The 23,915-nt window shown below is 36.3% G+C and carries 29 protein-coding genes and 1 riboswitch; of the genes, 24 read left to right on the forward strand and 5 right to left on the reverse strand.

Annotated features, from left to right (window positions below):
• Positions 1–190: 190 nt before the first annotated feature.
• Positions 191–541, forward strand: a complete 351-nt coding sequence (locus ACE198_RS11905; protein WP_098574854.1) for a GNAT family N-acetyltransferase — start codon at positions 191–193, stop codon at positions 539–541.
• A 31-nt stretch (positions 542–572) separates the two neighbouring features.
• On the opposite strand, the gene ACE198_RS11910 is transcribed toward ACE198_RS11905, so the two are convergent.
• Both ACE198_RS11910 and ACE198_RS11915 read right to left on the reverse strand, forming a co-directional pair.
• Positions 573–1,094 carry a DUF309 domain-containing protein gene (locus tag ACE198_RS11910; protein ID WP_285850949.1) on the reverse strand — a complete coding sequence of 174 codons (522 nt, stop codon included), beginning with the start codon at positions 1,092–1,094 and terminating at the stop codon, positions 573–575.
• Positions 1,095–1,257: 163 nt separating this feature from the next.
• The gene (locus tag ACE198_RS11915; RefSeq protein ID WP_066363308.1) at positions 1,258–1,347 is read right to left on the reverse strand and encodes a YjcZ family sporulation protein; all 90 of its coding nucleotides are present in this window, start codon (positions 1,345–1,347) and stop codon (positions 1,258–1,260) included.
• A 210-nt stretch (positions 1,348–1,557) separates the two neighbouring features.
• Here ACE198_RS11915 and ACE198_RS11920 point away from each other — a divergent pair, with 210 nt between their 5' ends.
• The 12 genes from ACE198_RS11920 to ccsB all read left to right on the forward strand — a co-directional run bounded on the left by ACE198_RS11920 (position 1,558) and on the right by ccsB (position 11,820).
• The gene (locus ACE198_RS11920; RefSeq protein ID WP_375375696.1) at positions 1,558–2,328 is read left to right on the forward strand and encodes a segregation/condensation protein A; all 771 of its coding nucleotides are present in this window, start codon (positions 1,558–1,560) and stop codon (positions 2,326–2,328) included.
• On the forward strand, positions 2,315–2,902 hold the full coding sequence (gene scpB, locus ACE198_RS11925; RefSeq protein WP_098574851.1) for an SMC-Scp complex subunit ScpB: 588 nt from the start codon (positions 2,315–2,317) through the stop codon (positions 2,900–2,902). Before ACE198_RS11920 ends, scpB begins: the two co-directional genes overlap by 14 nt.
• A gap of 120 nt (positions 2,903–3,022) precedes the next feature.
• The gene (locus ACE198_RS11930; RefSeq protein WP_375375697.1) at positions 3,023–3,442 is read left to right on the forward strand and encodes a hypothetical protein; all 420 of its coding nucleotides are present in this window, start codon (positions 3,023–3,025) and stop codon (positions 3,440–3,442) included.
• Between the two features lie 37 nt (positions 3,443–3,479).
• On the forward strand, positions 3,480–3,968 hold the full coding sequence (locus ACE198_RS11935) for a YpuI family protein (protein ID WP_251457033.1): 489 nt from the start codon (positions 3,480–3,482) through the stop codon (positions 3,966–3,968).
• A 174-nt stretch (positions 3,969–4,142) separates the two neighbouring features.
• A complete protein-coding gene (locus ACE198_RS11940) occupies positions 4,143–5,033 on the forward strand; it encodes a superoxide dismutase (protein ID WP_251457030.1) in 891 nt (296 codons plus the stop codon).
• 169 nt (positions 5,034–5,202) lie between these two features.
• On the forward strand, positions 5,203–6,348 hold the full coding sequence (locus ACE198_RS11945) for a D-alanyl-D-alanine carboxypeptidase family protein (RefSeq protein ID WP_375375698.1): 1,146 nt from the start codon (positions 5,203–5,205) through the stop codon (positions 6,346–6,348).
• Entirely contained in the window at positions 6,341–6,928 is a 588-nt protein-coding gene (locus ACE198_RS11950; protein ID WP_375375699.1) for a nucleoside recognition domain-containing protein, read from the forward strand. The genes ACE198_RS11945 and ACE198_RS11950 overlap by 8 nt, the downstream gene beginning before the upstream one ends.
• A gap of 6 nt (positions 6,929–6,934) precedes the next feature.
• On the forward strand, positions 6,935–7,471 hold the full coding sequence (locus tag ACE198_RS11955; RefSeq protein ID WP_375375700.1) for a spore maturation protein: 537 nt from the start codon (positions 6,935–6,937) through the stop codon (positions 7,469–7,471).
• Positions 7,472–7,631: 160 nt separating this feature from the next.
• Positions 7,632–8,369, forward strand: coding sequence for a 23S rRNA pseudouridine(2605) synthase RluB (rluB, locus tag ACE198_RS11960; RefSeq protein ID WP_098574846.1), 738 nt, complete (start codon positions 7,632–7,634; stop codon positions 8,367–8,369).
• Positions 8,370–8,466: 97 nt separating this feature from the next.
• Complete coding sequence (gene resA / locus ACE198_RS11965; RefSeq protein WP_251457021.1) at positions 8,467–8,991, forward strand: thiol-disulfide oxidoreductase ResA; 525 nt, start codon at positions 8,467–8,469, stop codon at positions 8,989–8,991.
• A gap of 21 nt (positions 8,992–9,012) precedes the next feature.
• Entirely contained in the window at positions 9,013–10,635 is a 1,623-nt protein-coding gene (gene resB / locus ACE198_RS11970) for a cytochrome c biogenesis protein ResB (RefSeq protein ID WP_375375701.1), read from the forward strand.
• Positions 10,636–11,820, forward strand: a complete 1,185-nt coding sequence (gene ccsB, locus ACE198_RS11975) for a c-type cytochrome biogenesis protein CcsB (protein ID WP_375375702.1) — start codon at positions 10,636–10,638, stop codon at positions 11,818–11,820.
• A 60-nt stretch (positions 11,821–11,880) separates the two neighbouring features.
• Here the strand turns inward: ccsB and ACE198_RS11980 are convergent, their stop codons facing one another.
• Positions 11,881–12,030, reverse strand: a complete 150-nt coding sequence (locus ACE198_RS11980; RefSeq protein WP_375375703.1) for a hypothetical protein — start codon at positions 12,028–12,030, stop codon at positions 11,881–11,883.
• Between the two features lie 156 nt (positions 12,031–12,186).
• On the opposite strand from ACE198_RS11980, the gene ACE198_RS11985 reads away from it, so the two are divergent.
• The 6 genes from ACE198_RS11985 to ACE198_RS12010 all read left to right on the forward strand — a co-directional run bounded on the left by ACE198_RS11985 (position 12,187) and on the right by ACE198_RS12010 (position 18,535).
• Positions 12,187–12,903 carry a response regulator transcription factor gene (locus tag ACE198_RS11985; RefSeq protein WP_098574842.1) on the forward strand — a complete coding sequence of 239 codons (717 nt, stop codon included), beginning with the start codon at positions 12,187–12,189 and terminating at the stop codon, positions 12,901–12,903.
• Positions 12,900–14,687 (forward strand): ATP-binding protein, encoded by a 1,788-nt coding sequence (locus ACE198_RS11990; RefSeq protein WP_375375704.1) that lies wholly within the window; start codon positions 12,900–12,902, stop codon positions 14,685–14,687. The genes ACE198_RS11985 and ACE198_RS11990 overlap by 4 nt, the downstream gene beginning before the upstream one ends.
• Positions 14,688–14,919: 232 nt before the next feature.
• Entirely contained in the window at positions 14,920–15,471 is a 552-nt protein-coding gene (gene sigX / locus ACE198_RS11995; RefSeq protein WP_098574840.1) for an RNA polymerase sigma factor SigX, read from the forward strand.
• Positions 15,446–16,621 (forward strand): hypothetical protein, encoded by a 1,176-nt coding sequence (locus tag ACE198_RS12000; protein WP_375375705.1) that lies wholly within the window; start codon positions 15,446–15,448, stop codon positions 16,619–16,621. The genes sigX and ACE198_RS12000 overlap by 26 nt, the downstream gene beginning before the upstream one ends.
• A 171-nt stretch (positions 16,622–16,792) precedes the next feature.
• On the forward strand, positions 16,793–17,539 hold the full coding sequence (locus ACE198_RS12005) for a peptidoglycan DD-metalloendopeptidase family protein (RefSeq protein WP_251457005.1): 747 nt from the start codon (positions 16,793–16,795) through the stop codon (positions 17,537–17,539).
• 110 nt (positions 17,540–17,649) lie between these two features.
• Positions 17,650–17,783: riboswitch (FMN riboswitch) on the forward strand.
• Between the two features lie 167 nt (positions 17,784–17,950).
• Positions 17,951–18,535, forward strand: a complete 585-nt coding sequence (locus ACE198_RS12010; RefSeq protein ID WP_098574837.1) for an ECF transporter S component — start codon at positions 17,951–17,953, stop codon at positions 18,533–18,535.
• A gap of 111 nt (positions 18,536–18,646) precedes the next feature.
• On the opposite strand, the gene ACE198_RS12015 is transcribed toward ACE198_RS12010, so the two are convergent.
• Complete coding sequence (locus ACE198_RS12015) at positions 18,647–18,895, reverse strand: ferredoxin (RefSeq protein ID WP_098574836.1); 249 nt, start codon at positions 18,893–18,895, stop codon at positions 18,647–18,649.
• A gap of 256 nt (positions 18,896–19,151) precedes the next feature.
• Here ACE198_RS12015 and ACE198_RS12020 point away from each other — a divergent pair, with 256 nt between their 5' ends.
• The 5 genes from ACE198_RS12020 (at position 19,152) to ACE198_RS12040 (ending at position 23,474) form a co-directional block, all read left to right on the forward strand.
• Positions 19,152–20,189 carry a YpbB family protein gene (locus ACE198_RS12020; protein ID WP_375375706.1) on the forward strand — a complete coding sequence of 346 codons (1,038 nt, stop codon included), beginning with the start codon at positions 19,152–19,154 and terminating at the stop codon, positions 20,187–20,189.
• Entirely contained in the window at positions 20,189–21,703 is a 1,515-nt protein-coding gene (locus ACE198_RS12025) for a RecQ family ATP-dependent DNA helicase (protein ID WP_375375707.1), read from the forward strand. Before ACE198_RS12020 ends, ACE198_RS12025 begins: the two co-directional genes overlap by 1 nt.
• Entirely contained in the window at positions 21,700–22,305 is a 606-nt protein-coding gene (locus ACE198_RS12030) for a CPBP family intramembrane glutamic endopeptidase (protein WP_375375708.1), read from the forward strand. Before ACE198_RS12025 ends, ACE198_RS12030 begins: the two co-directional genes overlap by 4 nt.
• Entirely contained in the window at positions 22,302–22,928 is a 627-nt protein-coding gene (locus ACE198_RS12035; protein ID WP_375375709.1) for a LysM peptidoglycan-binding domain-containing protein, read from the forward strand. Before ACE198_RS12030 ends, ACE198_RS12035 begins: the two co-directional genes overlap by 4 nt.
• A 90-nt stretch (positions 22,929–23,018) precedes the next feature.
• Positions 23,019–23,474: a YpbF family protein gene (locus ACE198_RS12040; RefSeq protein ID WP_098574831.1), complete on the forward strand. Its 456-nt coding sequence runs from the start codon at positions 23,019–23,021 to the stop codon at positions 23,472–23,474.
• A 119-nt stretch (positions 23,475–23,593) separates the two neighbouring features.
• On the opposite strand, the gene ACE198_RS12045 is transcribed toward ACE198_RS12040, so the two are convergent.
• On the reverse strand, positions 23,594–23,915 hold a 322-nt coding region (locus ACE198_RS12045; protein ID WP_375375710.1), incomplete at its 5' end, for a transposase.

A 23,915-nucleotide genomic window follows, 5' to 3' on the forward strand; every position in this document is an offset into this window, starting at 1 on the left:
CGGACCGAAATACTAATATTAATTTTTTCCATTGATGATTGACCGTTTATTATGTATCATGGTGATTGATGAAACATAATAACTTCTAATACATATAATGAATAGTGTTTAATATTCAGCTACTTGGTAAAAATATACTATTGTTAAACCATCAAGTTTATCGGTTTATTTAATATAATGAGGGATCTAAATGTTAATTCGTTATAAGAAAGCTTTCGAGAAAATAGCCATGGGGTTATTGTCTTTTATGCCCGCCGAAAAGGACTTAAAAAAGCTTCAGCAAACTATGAAGGAATATGAAACCGAAGATCAATTACAGCTATTTCTTTGGAAAGAGGAAGATATCATCGGTCTGTTAGGTGTCTTATTTCATAATGATACCAATTCTTTAGAAATCTTACACATCTCCGTTAATCCCTCACATCGGTATCAGGGAATCGGTAAAAAGATGGTTAAAGCTCTAAAAGAAATGTATGCTGAAAAAGAAATTACTGCTAATGAAAATACAGCCGCTTTTATCGAAAAATGTGAGTTTTGCTAATCTTATCTTCAAAAAGGCAGTGAATAATAATTTATTCGCTGCCTTTTCGCGTCTTTAATGACTTCAATCTTTCTTGGACTATGCTGGTTCTGTCGCGTAATTTATGACGATCAATAATGAATTTATTTGTCATATCACTTTGATTACCCCAAATAAACCCTTTTTGTTCACATGTTTTTTTCGCTAATTCAGTTAAGGAAGTGTCACAAATCGGGATTGAGATGCTTCGATACGATTCACCTTTCTGAAGAGACGATAATTGTTCATGTAATAAATGGATAAGCCCGACGGGGGTTACTCCAAGTTTAGTGATAGAATCTGGTTGTAATTCGAAAATTTTAATTGCTTTAGCTAACGTCCGCTTTGCACCGCTAAAATTTTTTCGGCGATGATGATATAGAGAAACGGATAATAATATGAAACCAACCCAGATGGAATCTTTGTTTCTCGAATCTGTTTTTTTCCAATAGTCTTCAAGAAGTTCATGGCATTCGAAATAATCACGGTCTCCATGAAAATGGGCTAAAAAATGGATATACTCGCTAGGGTACAAGCAATTCACCCCCTTACACAATAATTATGTATAGTGTATCACAGTTATATGCTGGCTCGAATAAATAAAAAAACCCGTCATGAAAGACGGGTCCAGTTTGTCTAACGGTAATGGCTGCTTTATTGAACTGGTTTTTTAGTAGTTCTTCAGCCTTCCTGTCGAATTAATATACCCAGGAAGCACCAACGATAATTAACAAGATAAATAGAACTACAATTAAAGCAAATCCGGATCCAAATCCATGTTCAGACATATTCACTACCTCCTAAAAATGATGTTTTGTTCTTTTCCTTGTCATCATATGTAGGATACTAGTCCAATGTTATGGGCAAACATCATGATTTGATAATATTCCCTCGGGGAGTTGATTTTTCTATTGGATAACCTCATTTAATCCTCTATACTATTATTAGTCGAAGTGGATAATCAACAACTTATTTTTAAAGAATTTTGGTGAAGTACAATGCCATACCAGGTGAAAATTGATGCATTTGAAGGACCGTTAGATTTGTTGCTCCATTTAATTAATGGGCTTGAAATTGACATATATGATATTCCAGTTGCCCAAATAACTGAGCAGTACTTAATGTATATTAAGACAATGAATGAACTTAAGTTAGATGTTGCAAGCGAGTTTTTGGTAATGGCTGCAACATTACTTGTCATTAAGAGTAAGATGCTCTTACCCAAACATGAGGAGGTTCCTGGTTATGAGGATCCTGACATCTTATATGAAGATGACCCACGAGATGAACTGGTTGAGCGTCTAATCGAATACCGCAAGTTTAAAGAAGCAGCTCATGACCTAAAGTCGATGGAAGTAGAGCGAGGGCTTATGTATACAAAGCCGCCAAGTGATCTCTCAGAGTACGCAAAAGAGAGCCAGCCTGAAAAAGCAGAGTTAAATGTGTCACTATATGATATGCTGGCGGCTTTTCAAAAATTAATGCGACGGAAGAAGCTTCAGCGCCCAATGGCTACGAAGATTGCTCGCCAAGAAATATCAATTGATACCAGAATGACAGAAATAATGGCTGAATTAAAGCAGGTAAAGGGCCGGAAAAACTTTAATGATTTATTTCCTTATCGAACGAAAGACCACATAGTAGTCACTTTTTTGGCGATTTTAGAGCTAATAAAAAGAAAAGAAATCGATGCACAGCAACGAGAGAACTTTGGAGATATTTATGTTGAAGCGGTAAAGGAAGGGGCAGAAATGATTGGACATCATTAATTGGAATAGCATTTTAGAGAGCCTTTTGTTTGCTGCTGGAGATGAAGGTCTTTCATTAAAACAACTAGTAGAGGTCCTTGAAGTAAGTGAATTAAAAGCAAATGAAATCATCGAAGATTTAAAAAAACAATATGAGCGTGATACTAATAGGGGAATTATGATTGTACAGCTAGCGGGAACATACCAGCTTGCCACGAAAAAAGAAAATGCAGCTTATTTAAAAAAGCTGGTTGATTCCCCGCATACGACGACACTGTCACAGGCAGCATTAGAAACATTAGCGATTATTGCCTATAAACAGCCTATAACTCGAGCGGAAATAGAGGAAATCCGTGGTGTCAAAACAGAGAGACCGCTGCATACCCTGATGGCCAAAGCATTGATCAAAGAAGTTGGTCGTGCGGAAGGGACTGGAAGAGCCTATTTATATGGGACGACAAAAGAGTTTCTTGATTACTTTGGTCTAAAGAGTATTGAAGAACTTCCTAAGCTTCCCGAAAAGGGAGAAGAGGAATTCATTCAAGAAGAGGCAGATCTTTTTTTTGAGAGATTTCAGGACACGATTAATTCTTAATTTTCAAATACTTAATTGAATTTATGATAAAATGAAGCTAAGTAAATTATGTAATTCATTCTCAGGTGAGTTGATCAGATTTATTTGCCATATTTTCATTGGCCAAGGAGTGGAATTTATTTGTTAATTAAAGAGTGTAAAGGGTTTGAATTAGAAAAAGAAAAATCAAATACTTCTGAGGATTTTTTTAACAGGAGCATCGTTACCTTTTATGAAGATGGAGAGGAAAAAACACTTCATGTTCTATACGTAAGGTATTTTGATGAAATTCGGCATGAATTTACACCATACCAGCAAGACCCAATTTTTGTTCAGCAAGATGTTGAAATTGCCTTTAAAGACATTGTAGCGTTGGTCTGTCTCTTGAAAAACCCAGGCCTGCGCAGCCGGAAACGACTTTATATTAATTCTAAGCAGGAATTTGCATCGTATTTTAAAGATATCAATTATAATAAATTACCTGAAATTTTTCTTTCTTTAAATCAAAAGAAAGAATATGAGCTTCGTTCTCCGCTTGAATTCATCATGCAGCCAAAATAAGTATAATAAACGAAGTAAAAAACCTAGGGGGTACACAATGGGGAATACATTGGTAAAAACACAATTAAATGATGTAAAGAGTTTTCTAGGAAGATCTATCTCAACATTAGAGAATTTTTTAAATGAGGCAACTATTTCACAATTAAACTTAGAAAATGAAGAAGATACAAACTATAATAAATTGATCTTCGCAAATTTACGAAAAATAGTTGTTTATAGCGAGGAAGGGTTAGATGCATGTTCCGTTATTTTGCAGGGCAGCCCTTTTCAAAAAGCTGCAGCGGAAAAGACGCTTTACAAAATTTACCATCAATGTATTGAAGAGTTTTTCTCTCCGAAAAATGATGCATGGTATGAGGACAGCAGGTCAGCTTACACTGGAAGGAATTCTATTAAGTTTTACCGCACTGTATCAGACAATATCGCTCAGTTGGTTAAAAGTTTAGAAGGTGACTTTCAACGAATCAGGGAAGAACTTGAGTATTATGAAACAGACTACAGAACTAAAATGATCCAATCAAAATAAAAAGCGGCAGCGCCATAGCGCTGAAGCTGGACTGTTACCATAGTCGAAAAACTTAATATTTTTATTTTTTTACGGCTGCCCTACTAGGGCAGCTTTGTTTTTGTTCTTATTAAACCGTATCTCTCATACCATTTAGGTAGATTACATCTTAACAGGTCAGGAATGAGGGATGGTATGGATAAATTTAGTCAATATGTAAACGAAATGTTTAAGTGGAATGAGCAAATGAAGCAGTTTCTTCAATCGGAAAAAGAGGGCAGCAGCTCAGAGTTATGGGAACAACTGGATAGTTTTACTGAGTTAATCGAAAGCACAAGAACGCAGTTATCGAATGAAGAACTACTAACATTACAAGCTAAGGCTGAATATATCCATGAGCAAATGGAACATTACTTTAATAGAAAACAAGCGAGAGGTGACATTAGGGTGGGAGAGAAAAGAGTTCCTCTAGGCGGGCATACACTGCCTAACCTCCCCTATCCCTATAATGCTTTGGAACCATATATATCAGAAGAAATCATGAGACTTCATCATGATAAGCATCACCAGGCATATGTTGATGGATTAAATAAAGCAGAACTTAAACTTAAAGAAGCAAGGGAAATAAATGATTTCGCATTAATTAAACACTGGTCAAGAGAGCTTGCTTTTCACGGGTCAGGGCATTATCTTCATTCGATTTTTTGGAAAAACATGAGCCCGCATGGAGGCGGGAGTCCACATGGACCGTTGAAGAGTGAAATAGAAAAATACTTTGGCAGCTTTACGGCATTTAAGAAGCAATTTACTGAAGCGGCCAAACAAGTTGAAGGAGTAGGCTGGGCAATATTAGTTTGGTCACCTCAGGCAAGACATTTGGAGATTTTACAATCTGAACGACATATGCTTTTGACCCAATGGGATACCATTCCACTCTTGGTATTAGATGTCTGGGAGCATGCTTATTATCTTCAGTACAAGAATAAAAGACCAGAATATGTAGACAATTGGTGGAACATAGTCAATTGGCATGATGTAGAAATGCGTTTTGAAAAATCAGCAGACATGAAATGGACAGCAATGTAATAAGGGAAATGAAATTGAGCAGACGGCATGTAGTCGTCTGCTTTCGTTTTTCTTCAGCAAGTTGTCATAACAAGCCTTGTCCTGCATAAACTTGTACAAGAAAAATGAAAAGCAAAAACTGCTTTGACTAAAAGAGAAGATAACTTTACAAGGGGACGGGGTAAATCTAATGAGAATGATTTGGAAGCTAGTTATGTATTCCCTCATAGTCTCACTATTCATTGCTAACATTCCTCAAAAGGTGGAAGCTTCTGTTTCCGTAAGTGCAGCAAGTGCTGTTTTAATAGAGCAGAAATCAGGGCGTATCCTTTTTGAGAAAGATGCCCACACAAAAAGAAGAATCGCGAGTATTACGAAAATAATGACTGCGAAGCTAGCGATTGAATCGGGGAAAATGAATGAATATGTAAAAGTAAGTGAACAAGCAACTCGTGCGGAAGGATCATCTGTTTATTTAAAGCCAGGAGAAAAAATTAAACTTAAAGATTTAGTCTATGGATTGATGCTCAGGTCTGGAAATGACACTGCTGTAGCAATAGCCGAATATGTGGGTGGAAGTGTTGAGGGTTTTGCCTATCTAATGAATCAAAAGGCAAAGCAAATCGGGATGTTAAATACCCATTTTTCTAATCCTCATGGCCTTGATGATCATGAAAATCATTACTCCACAGCCTATGACATGGCTGTGTTAATGCGTTATGCCATGCAGGATAAAACCTTTAAAAAAATCTCTGGAACAAAGGTTTATCGAGCACCAAATCCTACGGAAGATTGGGACCGTGTTTGGAAAAATAAAAACCGCTTGCTAACAAAATATAAATATACCACCGGTGGAAAAACAGGGTACACAAAACGGGCGAAACGAACCTTGGTAACAACGGCAACAAAGGGAGATATGAGCTTAATTGCAGTCACCTTAAACGATCCAGATGATTGGAATGACCATATTTCTATGTATGAAAGTGGTTTTAAAGGGTTTGATATGGCTGAAGTGTTAGCTGAGGGTAAGATTGATGGTATTAAGAATAAGGCTTATAAGAATCACCTATATATAAAGAAAACAATTGTTTATCCGGTTACAAGCGAGGAAATGGATTTATTCTCCATAAAATACAAACTGAATAAACCGACACAAAAATTTGATGATGATAAGAAGAATGATGTAGTCGTAGGTAAGGCTGCAGTTTACTTAGATGGGCGTGTTGTCCAAGAAACGCCTATTTACTATCAAAGCGTGCCTGTAAAGAAAGAAGGAATGTTTGAATTCTTAAAGAAAATTTTTCTTATCTTTTGTGGTGTGAAGGACAATGGTTAATTATATCTGGGTGTTTATGTTTATTGTTGGTTTTATTTTCGCATTAATCAATGGAACCATGGCTGAAGTGAACAAAGCAATCTTTGATGGGGCGAAAGAAGCGGTGACACTGTGTATCGGGCTTATTAGTGTTCTGGTCTTTTGGCTTGGAATGATGCGGATTGCGGAGGAATCGGGCCTTCTAGAGTGTCTTTCTAGATTTTTTCGACCGCTGGTTAAACGACTTTTCCCGGAGGTACCAGTTAACCATCCAGCGATGGGATATATATTATCCAATATGATTTCAAATATGTTTGGATTAGGGAACGCTGCCACTCCCTTAGGGATTAAGGCAATGGAAGAATTAAAAAAGTTAAATGGGGGAAAGGATTCTGCCAGCAGATCCATGGTCACCTTTTTAGCAATTAATACAGCAAGTGTTACAATTATTCCTACTACTGTCATTGCGATTAGAATGAACTATCATTCAGCATCTCCTACGGAGATTGTCATTCCAACAATCATTGCAACTATTATTTCAGCACTAGGAGCAATCCTAATTGACCGTTATTTCTATTATCGCAGAAACAGAAAAGGATGAGGATGCATGGAACTCATTTCGGTAATTTCATTAACTTTTATTCCATTACTCATTGGGTTTATTCTATTATATGGGACAATCAAACGCGTCTCTACCTATGAAAGTTTTGTTGAGGGAGGAAAGGAAGGCATTAAAATTGCTGTATCCATTATTCCCTTTCTAGTTGGTATGCTTGTGGCTATTTCCGTCTTCCGGGCATCTGGCGCACTTGATGCTTTAATGAATTGGATTCGCCCACTCATGAAAACAATGGGCGTACCTGCTGAAATTGTGCCATTACTAATCATAAGGCCAATTTCTGGGAATGCAGCACTTGGGATGACAAGTGATTTAATTGCTGTATATGGTCCTGATTCATTTATTGGCCGTTTAGCATCTGTTTTGCAAGGGAGTACTGACACGACGTTTTATGTGTTAACCGTTTATTTTGGAGCTGTTGGTATTAAAAAAATGGGGGATGCCCTTAAAGTAGGACTCCTCGCGGATGTCGTTGGTATTATTGCGGCGATTGCCGTTGTTGGTTTAATCTTTGGTACAAAATAATTAACACGATTGTAGCATGTTCTTTGGACATGCTATTTTTATTTTTCTGTAATAATATCCGTTACTTTGAAAAGTGAAGGAATTGTGTCATAATTCATAAGGATAGGATGCAGTTTGCTGCTGTCAAATCGTTTTATATAGATAAATTCGAGGTGGAACAATGGAAAGATTACAAAAAGTAATTGCTCGGGCGGGCATTGCTTCTAGAAGAAAAGCAGAGGACCTAATAAAAGAAAGGCGCGTAAAGGTTAATGGAAAGGTTGTTACGGAACTTGGACTGAAAGTTTCTGCATCTGATAGGGTAGAAGTAGATGAAATTCAGATTGAGAAAGAAGAACCTGTTTATTTCCTTTTATATAAACCACGAGGAGTTATCTCAAGTGTTAATGATGATAAGGGCAGAAAAGTAGTCACAGATTTCTTTCCGCATTTAAAAGAAAGAATTTATCCCGTTGGACGTCTTGATTATGATACATCAGGTTTACTAGTGCTAACCAATGACGGGGAATTTGCTAATATACTGATGCATCCTAAAAATGAAATTGATAAGGTTTATGTAGCAAAAGTTAAAGGAATTCCCTTAAAGGAAAATTTAAGGAAACTAGAAAGGGGTATCCGTCTAGAAGATGGTAAAACGGCCCCTGCAAGAGTGAAATTACTCTCGGCAGATAATAAAAAACAAACTGCAATCGTTGAAATAACCATCCATGAAGGTAGAAATCGTCAGGTTAGAAGGATGTTCGAAGCGATTGGCCATGAAGTGGTGAAATTAAAGCGTGAACGCTACGGTTTCTTAACATTAAGTGGTTTAAGAACAGGTGACGCAAGAGAACTGACACCACATGAAGTAAAGCAACTTAGAGCACTCGGGATGGGGTCTGCCAAAAAAAATTCATAAAACCGTCACAAATTACATTCTGCGTTAACACTGTGAATATATTGAGAAATGCTATAATTAGACAAACTGTGTCAAGTGGTTATGGGAGGGTTTTCTTATGAAAAAACGGCGATTAGTTATAAGATCCATCATCTTACTATTACTAGGTGCTGCCGTTGTTTATACGTTGTATCAAAATTTTACAAACGATACGAAACAAAAAGTTGCGGTAGGTGCACAGGCTCCTGATTTTGCATTGGTCGATATGCAAGGAAAAAAACATCAGCTTTCAGATTACCGTGGACAAGGGGTATTCCTGAATTTCTGGGGAACATGGTGCCCGCCATGTAAAAAGGAAATGCCTTATATTAATAATCAGTATCATCAGTATAAAGACAAAGGTGTTCAAGTCTTGACAGTAGATATTCAAGAATCTGAACTCGCAGTTAATCAATTTGCAGAGCGTTTAAAACTGGATTTTCCAATTATGATTGATACGGATAAAGAAGTCATGAATACTTATGGTATTGATCCCCTTCCAGCTACATTTTTAATTGATAAGAATGGCAAAGTTGTAAATTATTATACTGGTGAACTCACGGAAGAAAAAGTAAGGGAGTTTATGGAGAAAATTAAACCTTAAGGTTGTAGGGAGTTTTTTCGAATGAAGGATGTTAAATGTGAATGTGGGCATGTGAATCCCCATGGAACCGTTTTATGTGAAGCATGTGGAAAAGAGCTGATCGTTCAATCTACTACAGAACAGCTTATTGATATGCGTTATGAAGGGAGTGCACGCCGTTCACAAACATATAATAAAACGATTATTGATAAAATATGGAACTTTTTTTCATCAGTAAAAGTTGGCGTTTGGCTGATTATAATCACCTTAATTGCCTCATCACTTGGTACCATATTGCCTCAAGAAATGTATATCGATTTACCTCCAGATGTATACTACGAACAAGAATATGGCTGGTTTGGTAAATTATATTACCAATTGGGATTTAATAACCTATATAGTTCTTGGTGGTACTTAGTTTTGATTGCAATGATTGGAATATCGCTAGTCATTTGTAGTCTTGATCGTGTTGTGCCATTATATAAGGCTCTTAAAGCCCAAAGAGTAACTCGACATGAAGGTTTTTTAAAACGTCAGCGTGTTTTCGGGGTGAACGAATCAGCAAGTGAAAGTGATTTTTCAATCGTTAAGAAACATTTACAAGAACGGCGCTACAATATTCGAGAAGAAAATGGAGATATTCTAGCGGAAAAGGGTCGATTTTCTCGCTGGGGTCCATACGTAAACCATGTCGGTTTAATTATTTTCTTATTCGGCGGTATGCTGCGCTTTATTCCAGGAATGTATGTTAACGAGGACCTTTGGGTGCGTGAAGGTGAAACAGCTGTTGTTCCAGAGACGGATGGAAAGTTCTATCTTCAAAATAACAAGTTCATTCTGGAGCATTACGATAAAAATAAAGATAAAACCTTTGAAAAGGCGATTGATAAGGCCGGGGAAGTTGTAAAAAATTATCAATCTAACGTTGTTCTATATAAACGAGTTGGAGAAAATCTCCCTGGAGAGAAACCAACCCTTAAAAAGGTTGAAGATTATAAGGTACGTGTAAATTTACCACTCACATATGAAGGCTATTCGGTTTTCCAGGCTTCATTCAGGAATGAATTAAATAAAATGTCATTTGGTTTGACAAATAAAAAGACAAACCAATCCATGGGCGAACTTACAGTTGACCTAAGAGATCCGAAGATGAAATATGACCTCGGAAAGGGCTACTCAGTTGAAATACTAAACTATTTTCCTGACTTTGAATTTGCAGACAATGGCGAGCCAACCACTAAATCACGGGTACCCAACAACCCTGCTTTTGTCTTTCGGATGGTGACTCCTGATAAGCCAAAAGGAGAAACAAGTTTTGTAGCCATCAAGCAAACAATTGAACCATTTGGTGATAACCAATATAAGATGTCCTTCAAAGGAATCGAAACAACAAATGTTTCAGGCTTTATTGTTCGTAAAGATTCAACCCTTTGGGTGATTATTATAGGTGGAATCATCTTTATGATTGGTGTCATTCAAGGTGCCTATTGGAATCATCGCCGCATTTGGCTTCAAAATAAAAACGGCGAAGTCTGGATTGCTGCGCACACAAATAAAAATTGGTATGGATTAAAACGAGAAATTGAAGGTGTATTGGCAGATACGAATCTTAAAATGCCAATTGATCAAACTCAATTAGAAGAATCGGATAAGGGGGGAGTCTAGTTGGTATCAATAAGTAGTAATTTATTATTTATTTCTTTTATTCTATATTTAGTTGCAACCCTATTTTTTGGTGGGTCGATTAAATCCAAAAAGCAAGGGGAAGAAAAGCAAGGAACCAATAAGTGGGGGAAAATAGCAGTCTTTTTAACGATTATTGGTTTTATCTCCCAGTTAGGTTATTTTATTACGAGATGGATTGCGGCAGGACACGCTCCAGTAAGTAATATGTTTGAGTTTACAACATTCTTTGGAATGGCTCTAGTCGGTGCATTTATTGTTATATATTTTATTTACCGAACTACATTACTTGGATTATTTACCATGCCTGTGGCTATTTTGGTTATCGCTTATGCAAGTATGTTTCCGAAGGATATTTCGCCACTAATTCCTGCGCTGCAAAGTTATTGGTTACATATTCATGTTACGACTGCGGCAATTGGGGAAGCTATTTTAGCGATTAGTTTTGCTGCTGGACTAATTTATCTTGTTAAGGCAATTGATCAAACCAAATCAAGCAAACAAACCTTTTGGCTTGAAATGGTGATGTTTGCACTTGTTGCAGTCATTGGATTTGTTGCTGTTTCCTCCATTTTTTCTGGTTTGGGTTATCATGAAAAATTTAATTGGATTGATAAACACGATAACGCGTCTGTGCTTGAATATACAATGCCTGCGCTTTCTGGTCCACATGAAGGAGAAGTAGTAACTAAAGATGGATTTAAACCTTTGTTCGAGGTTCCAGCTTTTATTAATGCAAAAAAATTAAATACAGTCATTTGGTCATTGATGGCGGGGATTGTTATTTATGGCGTCATTAGATTAATTTTAAGAAAGCGAATTGCAGCGGCACTTAAGCCGATTGTAAAAAATATTAAACTAGACTTTGTGGATGAAATCAGCTATCGATCTGTGTTAATCGGTTTTCCAGTTTTTACGCTAGGTGCCCTGATTTTTGCAATGATTTGGGCCCAAATGGCTTGGTCGCGGTTTTGGGGCTGGGATCCAAAAGAAGTATGGGCATTAATTACTTGGTTGTTTTACGCAGCGTTTTTACATCTCCGTCTTTCAAAAGGCTGGCATGGAGAAAAATCCGCTTGGCTGGCTGTTATTGGCTTTGTCATCATTATGTTTAACTTAGTTGCGGTAAATCTCGTTATAGCTGGTCTTCATTCCTATGCGGGTTAAAATGCTTTAAAACTAAATTATATAGCCTTCACTTTTAAAAAAGTGAGGGCCTTTTTAAAACTAGGCTGTGTTAACCTTGTCTGTTGATTTCCGTTCCAGGCACTTCGCTTTCCGCGGGCGTGCCGGCGAGCCTCCTCGTCGCTGCGCTCCTGCGGGGTCTCCCCTGCCCCGTACTCCCGCAGGAGTCTTCGTGCCTTCCACTCCAATCAACAGAGTGTCAAAATCAACATAATCTTTAACACAGCCTAAAACTAAAATGTTTTATGGTTTGTCAAAATATTGACACAACTTTTAAGGTGAATTAGCAGGAAATTATAGCATAAAACAATAGTGTTTTGTAAAATAAACTCCATGGGGGGATTATTAATGGATAAAGACGTGAAAATTTTAGTGGTAGATGATGAGGAAAGAATTCGTCGCTTATTAAAAATGTACTTAGAGCGAGAAGATTATATAATTGATGAAGCGGAAGACGGGAATGAGGCATTAGAGAAAGCATTTGCTAATGATTATGATGCCATTCTCCTCGACCTAATGATGCCTGGTAAGGATGGAATTGAAGTTTGTCGTGAATTAAGAGAAAAAAAGGCAACGCCAGTAATCATGCTGACAGCAAAAGGGGAAGAAATCAATCGAGTTCAAGGATTCGAAGTAGGAACAGACGATTATATTGTTAAACCATTCAGTCCCCGGGAAGTTGTCTTAAGGGTTAAAGCGTTGTTAAGAAGATCATCACAAACTAGTTACCTGCAAACGGAAACAACAACTAAAGACGTCATTGTATTTCCACACTTAACAATTGATAATGATGCACACAGAGTATCAGCTAATGGTAAAGATGTTAGTTTAACTCCAAAAGAATATGAATTACTTTATTTCTTATCGAAAGCGCCTGATAAGGTTTTTGACCGGGAACAATTACTTAAAGAAGTCTGGCATTACGAGTTTTTCGGAGATCTGCGAACAGTAGATACACATGTAAAGCGTCTCCGTGAAAAATTAAATAAAGTTTCCGAGCCGGCTGCTAGAATGATCGTTACAGTTTGGGGTGTAGGCTATAAATTTGAGGTTATTAATGAATGACCTTTTTAAGAAGTGTTGTAGGAAAGCTATGGTTAACGATTCTTTTATTAGTTTCAGTTGTGCTTTTCATCTTAACAATCATGCTTCTCGAATTTTTCCAAAACTACAATACTCTTGGGATGAAAGAGGATTTAACCAATACAGCCGAGAAGATTGCTAACGTTTTAGAGGGCCATACTAATGGGGAATTATCACTTGGATTAGAGATATCCTGGGAAATTATCGATAAAGTAAATAATGTTGTCATCATCAAAAATGATAATGAAATCTACTACTCTCCAAACACAGAAAAGACGAAAAGATTATCATTGACAGATATTAAAAATGACCCAAATTTATCACAGGTCTTTCAAAGAGACGTTAATGTAGAAAAGGTTTCCACACTTACGTTCAATGAAAATGATGATGATGGAAAGGGAACAAAGTTTACGATTATAGGTGTACCTTTGCATCTTCCTGGCGAAAAGCATAGTGCTGTATTTATTTATCAATCAATGGAAGTCATGCAGGAAACAACTCATGAAACAACAAAATTTATTCTACTTGTGGCTGGCGTTGCAATTATTCTTACAACGATTTTTGCATTCTTTTTATCTACAAGAATTGCTGCTCCGTTAAGAAAGATGAGGGAAGCAGCATTTGAAGTGGCTAGAGGGAAGTTTGATACCAAAGTTCCAATCCTCACTCATGATGAAATTGGTGAATTAGCAACTGCGTTTAATCAAATGGGCAGACAATTGAAATTCAATATGAGTGCACTCAGCCAAGAAAAAGAACAGCTATCAAGTATCTTAAGTAGTATGGCAGATGGAGTTATTACCTTTAATCGGGATGGTACAATCTTAATTACTAATCCCCCGGCTGACCGTTTTCTACAATATTGGTATTATGAAATGGGTGTATTTAGTGCTGATTCTGAGGCTATCCCAACGGAGGTAATGGATCTATTTCAACAAGCAGTAGATACTGAGTCTGAACAAATTGGTGAGATTTCGTTTCAAGGCAGGCATTGGGTCATCTTAGTAAGCCCCTTATATAGTAACCGTTTTATCCGCGGTGCTGTTGCTGTTTTAAGGGATATGACAGAGGAACGGCAGCTAGATAAGATGAGACAAGATTTTATTGCAAATGTTTCACATGAACTTAGAACACCTATATCGATGTTACAAGGGTATAGTGAGGCGATTGTAGATGATATTGCTGAATCCCAGGAAGAGAAAAAGGAAATGGCAAAGGTTATCTACGATGAATCATTGCGGATGGGCCGGCTTGTAAATGAGTTGCTGGATCTGGCGCGAATGGAAGCGGGTCATCTTCAACTAACAATGGAAGAAATTGATATTTCTTCATTTATTAATCGTATAATCCATAAGTTTCAGGGTTTAGCTAAAGATAATGAAATTCGATTGTATGTGGAGATTGAAAATGGAATCACCTCTATTTCTTTTGATCCTGATCGAATCGAACAGGTACTCACAAATTTAATTGATAATGCAATCAGACATACACCTAAAGGTGGATCAGTTAAATTAAGTGTCGGATCTGAAGAAAAGGGAATCATGATTGGAGTAAAGGATTCTGGCTCTGGTATTCCTGAAGAAGACTTGCCGTTCGTTTTTGAGCGCTTTTATAAAGCTGATAAGGCACGAACTAGAGGAAGAGCAGGAACAGGCCTTGGACTAGCCATAGCAAAAAATATTATTGATGCACATCATGGTCATATCTCGGTTCAAAGTAAACTCGGACAAGGGACGACATTTTCCTTTTTAGTACCTCGAAAATAGTAAAATGAACAAGTTTTTTGCCGACTGTTCTTGATTCACGGGGAACATTTAAGAAAAAAATATTGTTCAATCAAAAACTCATCCATAAAAATAGGATGAGTTTTTTTGTCATATCTTTAGGAAATCTATTCCAAATAATACCTTTCATTTTGTCACAAAAAAGTCTATATTTATAAGGTGAAACTTTTTATACATATAAATCGACTAATATTATGAACGGGGAGGGGAATGGATGGACTCCGTTTTCGATGAACTTTATCAAAAATACCATCACGACGTTTTTCAATTTCTATTTTATATGGTTAGAAACAAAGAACAAGCAGAGGATCTTGTCCAAGAGGTTTATATAAGGGTATTTAAATCCTATCGTCGTTTTGAAGGGAAAAGCAGTGAGAAAACATGGCTTTTTTCGATTGCGAGAAATGTAGCTATAGACTTTTTCCGAAAACAAAAAGGATGGAAAGGAAGATTACTGGAAAAATTCGATTGGTCAACTGATCAACTGAAAGACGGATATCCGATTCCAGAAGAAATTGCAGTACAAAGGGAAGAAATCAGATGGGTATATAATTGCCTCGAATATTGCACACTGGATCAAAGAGCTGTAATAATTCTACGGTATATACAAGATTTATCTATTTCTGAAACAGCCCAGGCACTAGGATGGACTGAAAGTAAGGTGAAAACTACACAACACCGTTCGTTAAAGGTATTGAAGAAGCATATGGAACTTTCTTATGAAAAGGAGGGATTAACTAGTGAAAAAGTCAGAGTGGAGCGATAAGCAGCTCGAAGAATTATTAAGGCAGATGCCTAAAATACAAGATGATCGCAATCCTCGTGACATTTACGAAAATCTTCCGATAAGAAAAAAGAAACCAAAACAATGGCTGGTACCTGGTCTTGCTACTGTTGCTGCCTTGCTCATTTTTTTTATCTTAATTCCTAAATTAATGGTCGGGCCACAATATTCAGAGGATCACGCTGGTCAAGAAAAATCATCTGTAGAGCGAGACATACAAAAGGCAGATGAAAATTCAACCATTGCATTGAAAAAGGAGGATGCAAGTCCAAAAGCAAGGACATTTTCAGGAGCGGATAAAACTCAAACTTCGAAAACGGCTATTTATGATGAAGAAGTGGGTGATGGAAAAGTATTAACCTACTGGATTCCTGACCCGCAAATACAAATCCTTGTACCCGTTTCAACAATAATTAATGATTCAAATGAGAAAACATGGCTGGAGTTATTTAATGAAAATATGGTGAATTTAAAGGAGCAGGAATGGGGATTAAGTGAATTCTATCCTCTTAGTGCTTCATTGAAACTTGATGAAAAAAATAATGCTATCTTAGTCGATGTTCCATCAAACCATCAGTATGGACAAGGATCAGCGACAGAAACAAATTTTATTAATGTTCTGAAAAAAGATATCTCCTCCAATAGTGATGTTAAAAAGATAAGATTTTCAACCAATGGAGAACCAGGTATTGAATTGGGGAATTATGGTCATCAAGACGAAGTGAGTGTACAGCAACAAAAGAATCATGCCTACTTCTTTTATTATTCTGAGGGTAATGATATACCCTTCTTAGTCCCATCTATAGAAAAATATGAAGATATTAAGAAGGCTGTTGAGGAAATGAAAAAGGATCAGCCCACACTAGGATTAAAGAGTTCACTTTTACCTGCACTTCCGATAAATGAGGTGTCTATTAAAAAGAAAACGTTATTTGTATCAATGGAGGATAATACTAGCCTTCAAGATGATCAATCAACAATCAACGCTTATGAGTCACTGTTATTAACAGCAAAAGAATTCGGATTAGAAAAAGTCTTTATTACGAACCCTCCAACAAAAAATCTTGGTCCATTTGACCTGTCAAAAGAGAACAAAGTACCGCTGGCTCCGAATCAACGGACATTACAATAATTTACTTAATCAACCGTTAAAGGTTGATTTTTTAATGAATATTATTTATCATTTCTCCAAATTATAACAAGTATGCCTAATCACTCCACCGATAAGGATTATGTTCTAAAGGTGAAAAATACTACATATTGTGTGGAGGAGGAAAAGAAATAAGGAGAGTGACTAAAGAAAATGCGAGATTACATAAAAAGGGTTATTATAGCCCTAATTATGGCGCTATGTGTCAGTTTGTTATTTTTAGGAGGAAAACATTCCGAAGCTAGTATGCAGGTTGATAAAGAGATTAAGGATGGATGGATATGGCCTGCAGATGGTATAGTTTCTGATACATATGGAACAAGGATGGGTAAGCATAAGGGAATTGATATCGCTGGAAAATTAAATACACCTGTACTAGCAGTTGCTGACGGACAGGTGGTGAAATCTTATTACTCTAATACATATGGAAACGTAGTGTTTATTAAACACCCAAGTCATTTAGTAACTGTCTATGCACATTTAAATAAGAGAAACGTGTTACAAGGACAAAAGATTAAGCAAGGTACAGTAATAGGAAAAATGGGGGAAACTGGACAAGCTACAGGGATACATCTCCATTTTGAAACGCATCAGCAAGAATGGAGATATGATAAGAAGTTTGCATTGGATCCAGAAAAGATATTAGGAAAAGCCGACACCGGGGAGACAGTACGCGGAGGGATTGCCGCAAGCAATGGCGTTGTATTAGAAGCGAGCTCACATATTAAATTCAATCATGAGGATAAAATCAAGGTGACAAACCAGCAATATATCGTCAAACAAGGTGATACATTGTATTCGATTTCGAGGGAAAAAAACATCTCGGTGACCCGGATTAAAGAGTTAAACCACCTTTCCACCGACTTGATCAAACCTAAACAAATATTGAATATACATTAATTTCATGCAGCAAGACCCGCAGACTATTTTCTGCGGGTCTTGTTACGTGAAACCTTTTACTTAACAAAAGATAAGTTCTGCAGTATAATTGAAATTGTAATTTAATATCGATCTATCTTCGGGGCAGGGTGAAATTCCCGATCGGCGGTATTTGAGTAAAACTCATAAGCCCGCGAGCCGTTTTATGGCAGGATTTGGTGAGATTCCAAAGCCGACAGTATAGTCTGGATGGGAGAAGATGGAGGTTCTGCAGACGTTCAAAAAATTTTATATTAATGAACGTTTATTAAGCGTGCCTTTGTAAACTCCCTTAAGCAAATTATTGCTGAGGGAGTTTTTATTTACATTGGTCTCGTCTGTTGCTGAACCTCTCTTCCTTAACGCGATGGATCAAAAAAAGGAGAGAGGAAGATGAAGAAAATGCAGAAAAAGAGGAAAATGAACGTTAGGGCTTATGTGTCAATAGGAATGCTAAGTAGTATTGCTTTTCTGTTAATGCTCATACAATTTCCGTTGCCGCTATTCCCAAATTTCTTGTTTGTCGATTTCAGTGACATTCCAGCATTAATTGCCACATTGATTTTTGGACCGATCGCAGGTATTTTAGTTGAGTTTTTTAAAAATGTCCTTAATTATATTCAGACAGGTAGTCAAACAGGAATTCCAGTGGGGCAGATAGCCAATTTCGTTGCGGGAATTGTTTTTATCCTGCCGACTTATTTTGTATATAATAGACTTAAGACTAGAAAAGGTATGACGCTAGCATTAATTTTTGGTACGGCAATCATGGCAGTTATGATGAGTATTTTAAACTACTTGGTAATTTTACCTGCATATACCGTTCTAATGGGCTTTCCAGATATGAGGAATTTAGTATTGCCAGCAATCTTACCATTTAACCTTTTAAAAGGAGTCATGATGTCCATCATCTTCATGCTTCTGTTCATACGGATGCAAGCATGGATCAATAAATTTACTACTATTAAAAGCGCCTAAGTAGCTAAAGGACAGGGGGAATCATTCCTCCTGTTTTATTTTGTAAACAAAAATAAAGGCCCCTCACCTAAATAGGAGAGAGGCAGTAGCTTAAACGTATTATCCTAAATATTACTCAAATTTAGTTGGATTGCCATCAAAAGCTTCGTCTGCTACTTTAATGGAATCAGTAGGACAGCCTTCGAAAGCATCCATCATGTCATCGATTAATACATCAGGAATTTCAACAATTCCTTCATTATCATCAAGTGTTACGTATGCGATACCTTCATCATCGTAATCATAGATATCTGGTGCTGCCGCGCCGCAAGCTCCACATGCAATGCATGTTTCCTTATCAACAATTGTGTACTTTGCCATGAAAAAAACCTCCCAGTAAATTAAAAAAATAAGACTCATTTCCATTATTAATATGAAAACGGATAACTCATATCTATTGTAAAACTGTATCGTCAACTTTTCAATAGAAAAATGCCTTTATTACTTTAGTTTATCCAAGTGTTTTGCTAAATCTTCCACATTTTTGGGCATCAAGATCCTTTATTTCATGGTAGAATAAAGAGAGAAAATGGTGTTTTTGGTCGAATATGTGCGAAATAAGTGATGGGAGGTTCGTATGCTCCAAATTGAATCCATCATTCTTTATAGTATAAAACAATTAAATAAGGAACGGACCATTTATTCGGTCTATCACCTTCTTAATGGAAAAAAGTCATCGCAAACTATCCAAGATGCCCATTTATTTTCGTTGAAAAGTTTTTTTGGGATTTATGAGCAATTATCCAGAGAATCTTTTGAAGAAATTATTCAATCGATGAGTGAAAAAAAGTGGGTAAAAAATATCGGAGAACAACGATTTATAGTTACGCTTCTTGGAAAAGAGCTTCTAGAAAAAACTCAACTGCCGAAGTATATTCAAGGCTGGAACTATCATCAAATGACCTCCTTATTTTGGGAAAGATTGTCCCTATTAGTACAGGTTATATCCAATTTAATGTTCGGAGAAACAAGATATACTCCCATCCAAAAAAACAAAGAAGTCCATACTTGGTTAAAATCCGCTCTAAAAAGTATTAATCTGCCTAGGATGGAAATGGGGACAACTTTTTATTCAGAATTAGAAGATTGTCTTGACGCGGGTAACGGGTTTGACCCTGCCATCTTAGTAATTCGGTTAACAGGTTTTCAACAAATTGGCTTGACCCCTCTTCAAGCAGCCAAACAGTTAAATATAAATTTTCACGACTACCAAATTGGTTTTACAAATACACTTCATTATTTATTGCGAAAAATTGAGAAAGATGGTTATAAGTTTAAAATTTTGCCTTTTTTAATTAAAGGTCTAATGAAAAATGATGAATTAACGTTATCTACCAGGAAAACACAAAGATTATTAAATCAAGGATATACACTTGATATGATTGCAAATATAAGGCACTTAAAATTAAGTACAATAGAAGACCATCTGGTTGAGTTAGCCTTAAATATGGAGAATTTCTCCATCGATACTTACGTAGATAAAGAATTACAAAATAAGATTTTAGAAATTTCACACCAAATAGCAACTAAACAGTTAAAGTTAATTCGAGAAAAGATTGTATCCGCAACATATTTTCAAATAAGACTAGTATTGGCGAAATATGGTGATAGATAATGGAACTAGAAAAAGTATTAATAGAACATTTTGGTTATCCAAGTTTTAAGACTGGACAAAAAGAGGTAATCACATCAATCTTGTCTGGCCATCATACATTGGCTATGCTCCCGACAGGAACAGGAAAATCATTGTGTTACCAACTGCCAGGGCTAATGTTAAAGGGGCAAATTTTAATAGTATCGCCACTCCTCTCATTGATGCAAGACCAAGTGGAACATTTTAAGAAATTTGGTGAAAAGAGAGTCATTGCGTTAAACTCCTTTCTTAGTGCAGATGAAAGGAAAAATGCACTTCATCAATTGAAACAGTATAAGTATATCTTCATCTCACCTGAAATGTTAATGATTCCTTTTATCCTTCGCAAACTACAAGAACTTACAATTTCATTGTTTGTAGTCGATGAAGCTCATTGTATTTCCCAATGGGGCTTTGACTTTCGGCCAGATTATTCAAAACTAGGTGAAATTAGAAAAAAGTTTGGCGACCCACTCACACTTGCACTGACTGCAACTGCTACCAAAAAAGTAAGAGAGGACATCATTCGTTCACTTGATTTGGATGAAATTAAAAAAATAGAGTCCACAATTGACAGGCCAAATATCGGTTTTTATGTTAAAGAATTATTAGAATTCCGCGAAAAGCAAGGGGCTGTCTGTGAGCTTGTTGCCAATTTGCAAAAGCCTGGGATTATTTATTTTTCAAGTAAAAAAATGGCGGAACAAGTGGCTTCCTTGTTATCAGATAAAGGAATCTGCCGAGCGATGGCCTATCATAGCGGTTTGGACCAATCCACTAGAATACTGATTCAACAGCAGTTTGTGTATGGACAATTAGATGTTATATGTGCCACAAGTGCCTTTGGCATGGGAATAAATAAGGACAATATCCGGTTTGTTATTCATTATCATATGCCGATGCAAATAGAATCGTATCTCCAAGAAATTGGAAGGGCTGGCCGAGATGGCAAACCTAGTATTGCCATCCTTTTATATACGCCTGGGGATGAACAACTGCCGATTCAACTTGCGGAGAGTGAATTACCATCTGAGCAGCAAATAGACTGGTTGTTTAATAAACTGGACGAGAAACGGATGTTAATAGATGGGAAGATGACTTTAGATATCAATTTAATGGATCTTGGCGGTTTCTCGGAAATTCAATGGCGGATTGTTGAGGACTTTGTAATAAATACTTCTCTTGAAACAATAAGTATTAAACAATTAAGAAACATCATTAAAGAGTTTGTTCTGGAAAGATTAACAATTAAAAAGAATAATATTTATCGAATGAAAAAATGGGCTGAATCTAGATTATGCAGACGTCAAAATATTTTACAATATTTTGATGAAACACTATTAAACAAGGTAAACAAATGCTGTGACATATGCGGACTTCAAATAATTGACTACCAAACAGGTCATTCTAGTGATTTACCTTTGGTGAGAAAAACGGAACAAAACTGGAAAGAATTACTTGCCAAAATTCTAATCAATAGTGAGTTGAGGGAATGAAAAAGAAGTATTTTGAATTAATAAATGGATTAACGGATAGAGATTTGCTTTTTCATCTGTATATGACACAAATTATTCTCTGTGTCATCTCGTTACTATTGGGGTTTATATTTTTTGACCATTTCTCCTATTTAGAAAATATAATTTTGGATGACTCTAACATTTTTATAATTGGGATTCCTGCGGGAGTAATCATTGTGATGTTAGATGTTCTTTTAATGAAATGGCTGCCTTCTTCCTTTTATGATGACGGGGGGTTAAATGAAAGAATCTTTAAAAATAGAAACTTTTTTCACATCATAGTGATTGCTTTTTTTGTAGCGTTTAGTGAGGAATTATTGTTTAGAGGAATCATACAAACAAAAGTAGGATTGGTTTTTGCGAGCATTATTTTTGCAATTATTCACTATCGATATCTTTTTAATTGGTTTTTATTTGTAAATATTGTTATATTAAGCTTTTTGATTGGTGTAATTTTTGAATGGACCAATAATTTAGCGGTTACAATTGTTATGCATTTTGTTATTGATTTTTTATTAGGTGTTTATATAAAATGTAAAAGTCCAACTAGAGAAGACCCACGGGGAGGAGTGCGGCTATGAATAGCGAAGAACCATACAGGGACCAGGCGGAACGTTTGAAACAACGTATAGAAAAAATTAATGAGAAAGTGGACGCCAAGGATGACTTGCCGCCTCGTGAGCATATCCATCGGAGAAAGAAGAAAAAAACAAAGTGGAAGCTAAAATACCCAGTCATCCGTTTATTAGTTTTGTTCTTTATTCTCCTGCCGATTATAATTTTTAGTGTAATTTCGTACCGTGATGGAGCTAAAAAAGTTAATGGAGTTCCAAATACCACCGAGGATTCTGTTGGATATGAAACCATTAATTTAGAAACGTCAAATGACGAAGAAGAAACAAAAGCCGAGGATTTTGATCAATCAAAGGAAACGAATCCTGCTAATAATGAAACAAAACAAACTAGCAACGAGGTAAAACATTCTGAAACTAAAAAACCCTTAAAAAAAACAATAGAAACTTCGACAGAATCACAAATAAAGTCTACAATAACGCATACAGTTAAACGAAACGAAAATCTATATAGAATAGCCTTAAAGTACTACCAATCTCCCAAGGGGATGGACATCATTATGAAAGCCAATCATCTTCGGAGTAAACAAGTTAATGCAGGTCAGGTTTTGAAAATACCAATAAACAATTAGCCGATCCCTTAGTGATCGGTTTTTTCATGAAGAAATCATAATAGAAAGGACAAGTTCATATGTATATATATAGAAATGGAGGGTGATAAAATGGATTCTCCAATCCAATTACTTGAAAATACGGATCAAGCAACCAAACAAGCGCTTGAAAATGTGAGAAAAAGGAAAGAAAAGTTTGATCGGTTTAAAAAGCGGCATATCCTTTCAATCTGGGGAACAATTATATTGGCCGCAAGTTTTTTTGTCTATTTATATTTAACAGTTGCCAGCATTTATTCCTATTCCTTTGCTGCGATGTTTTCAGCTTTTGTTAATGATTCGAATAATTTAACACTATTAGTCTTTTGTGTGGGCATGTATGGAACCATGAACTTATTGAAAGAGAAAAAAGACAAAGCAGAAAAAGAGTACCATGAACTACGCTGTGAAATTGTAGACCGAAGTAAAGATTACTGGAAAAAAGAAGAAGAATGGAAAAACCGTCATATTGTCTTTGAAATGATGAAAACAAAATATGATATTAATCTATATCATGAAAAGAAATAAGAAGCAGGACAAAACTGCTTCCAGACCGTAGACAAAAGGCATTCGATGAGCTTAATCGATTGCCATTTTATGTTTTTTTGCTCGTAAGAGCAAAATTTTGACCTTTCCTATACCTTTATCTAGGCCATTTCTGGACTTTTCCATGTCCAGTTGGCCATCTTTTTCAAATTCATGGCAGCAAAAGTAAGTATCGCTTGCATGGACAATTTTTTTAGGCCTCTTAAGGTTGTCCAACGCATACCATGCTTTTCTTTAGCATCCGCAAAGACACGTTCAATTGTTTCTTTACGTTTTGCGTAAATGCTTTTGTTCTTTTGTGTATGACGAAGATGATCGGCTTCTTCTATGTAATGTTCCCACACATGCCGCTCAATCAATTTTTTATGATCTTTACTTTGCGTGCATTCGGAAAGTAATGGGCAACTTTTACAATTAAGAGGA

Origin of the sequence: Neobacillus sp. KR4-4, assembly GCF_042136325.1 — a bacterium.
In the GTDB taxonomy this organism is placed as follows: domain Bacteria; phylum Bacillota; class Bacilli; order Bacillales; family Cytobacillaceae; genus Neobacillus.

Excerpts from the sequence above, each read along its gene's own strand:
- ACE198_RS12010 (WP_098574837.1), top strand. The coding sequence starts at position 17,951 with ATGAAGAAAATGCAGAAAAAGAGGAAAATGAACGTTAGGGCTTATGTG.
- ACE198_RS11990 (WP_375375704.1), top strand. The coding sequence starts at position 12,900 with ATGACCTTTTTAAGAAGTGTTGTAGGAAAGCTATGGTTAACGATTCTT.
- ACE198_RS11955 (WP_375375700.1), top strand. The coding sequence starts at position 6,935 with ATGGAACTCATTTCGGTAATTTCATTAACTTTTATTCCATTACTCATT.
- sigX (WP_098574840.1), top strand. The coding sequence starts at position 14,920 with ATGGACTCCGTTTTCGATGAACTTTATCAAAAATACCATCACGACGTT.
- ACE198_RS12030 (WP_375375708.1), top strand. The coding sequence starts at position 21,700 with ATGAAAAAGAAGTATTTTGAATTAATAAATGGATTAACGGATAGAGAT.
- ACE198_RS11940 (WP_251457030.1), top strand. The coding sequence starts at position 4,143 with ATGGATAAATTTAGTCAATATGTAAACGAAATGTTTAAGTGGAATGAG.
- ACE198_RS11905 (WP_098574854.1), top strand. The coding sequence starts at position 191 with ATGTTAATTCGTTATAAGAAAGCTTTCGAGAAAATAGCCATGGGGTTA.
- ACE198_RS12040 (WP_098574831.1), top strand. The coding sequence starts at position 23,019 with ATGGATTCTCCAATCCAATTACTTGAAAATACGGATCAAGCAACCAAA.
- ACE198_RS12015 (WP_098574836.1), bottom strand. The coding sequence starts at position 18,895 with ATGGCAAAGTACACAATTGTTGATAAGGAAACATGCATTGCATGTGGA.
- ACE198_RS11915 (WP_066363308.1), bottom strand. The coding sequence starts at position 1,347 with ATGTCTGAACATGGATTTGGATCCGGATTTGCTTTAATTGTAGTTCTA.
- resA (WP_251457021.1), top strand. The coding sequence starts at position 8,467 with ATGAAAAAACGGCGATTAGTTATAAGATCCATCATCTTACTATTACTA.
- ACE198_RS12025 (WP_375375707.1), top strand. The coding sequence starts at position 20,189 with ATGGAACTAGAAAAAGTATTAATAGAACATTTTGGTTATCCAAGTTTT.
- ACE198_RS12020 (WP_375375706.1), top strand. The coding sequence starts at position 19,152 with ATGCTCCAAATTGAATCCATCATTCTTTATAGTATAAAACAATTAAAT.
- ACE198_RS12035 (WP_375375709.1), top strand. The coding sequence starts at position 22,302 with ATGAATAGCGAAGAACCATACAGGGACCAGGCGGAACGTTTGAAACAA.
- ACE198_RS11985 (WP_098574842.1), top strand. The coding sequence starts at position 12,187 with ATGGATAAAGACGTGAAAATTTTAGTGGTAGATGATGAGGAAAGAATT.
- ACE198_RS11920 (WP_375375696.1), top strand. The coding sequence starts at position 1,558 with ATGCCATACCAGGTGAAAATTGATGCATTTGAAGGACCGTTAGATTTG.
- ACE198_RS11950 (WP_375375699.1), top strand. The coding sequence starts at position 6,341 with ATGGTTAATTATATCTGGGTGTTTATGTTTATTGTTGGTTTTATTTTC.
- ACE198_RS12005 (WP_251457005.1), top strand. The coding sequence starts at position 16,793 with ATGCGAGATTACATAAAAAGGGTTATTATAGCCCTAATTATGGCGCTA.
- ACE198_RS11945 (WP_375375698.1), top strand. The coding sequence starts at position 5,203 with ATGAGAATGATTTGGAAGCTAGTTATGTATTCCCTCATAGTCTCACTA.
- resB (WP_375375701.1), top strand. The coding sequence starts at position 9,013 with ATGAAGGATGTTAAATGTGAATGTGGGCATGTGAATCCCCATGGAACC.
- ACE198_RS11935 (WP_251457033.1), top strand. The coding sequence starts at position 3,480 with ATGGGGAATACATTGGTAAAAACACAATTAAATGATGTAAAGAGTTTT.
- rluB (WP_098574846.1), top strand. The coding sequence starts at position 7,632 with ATGGAAAGATTACAAAAAGTAATTGCTCGGGCGGGCATTGCTTCTAGA.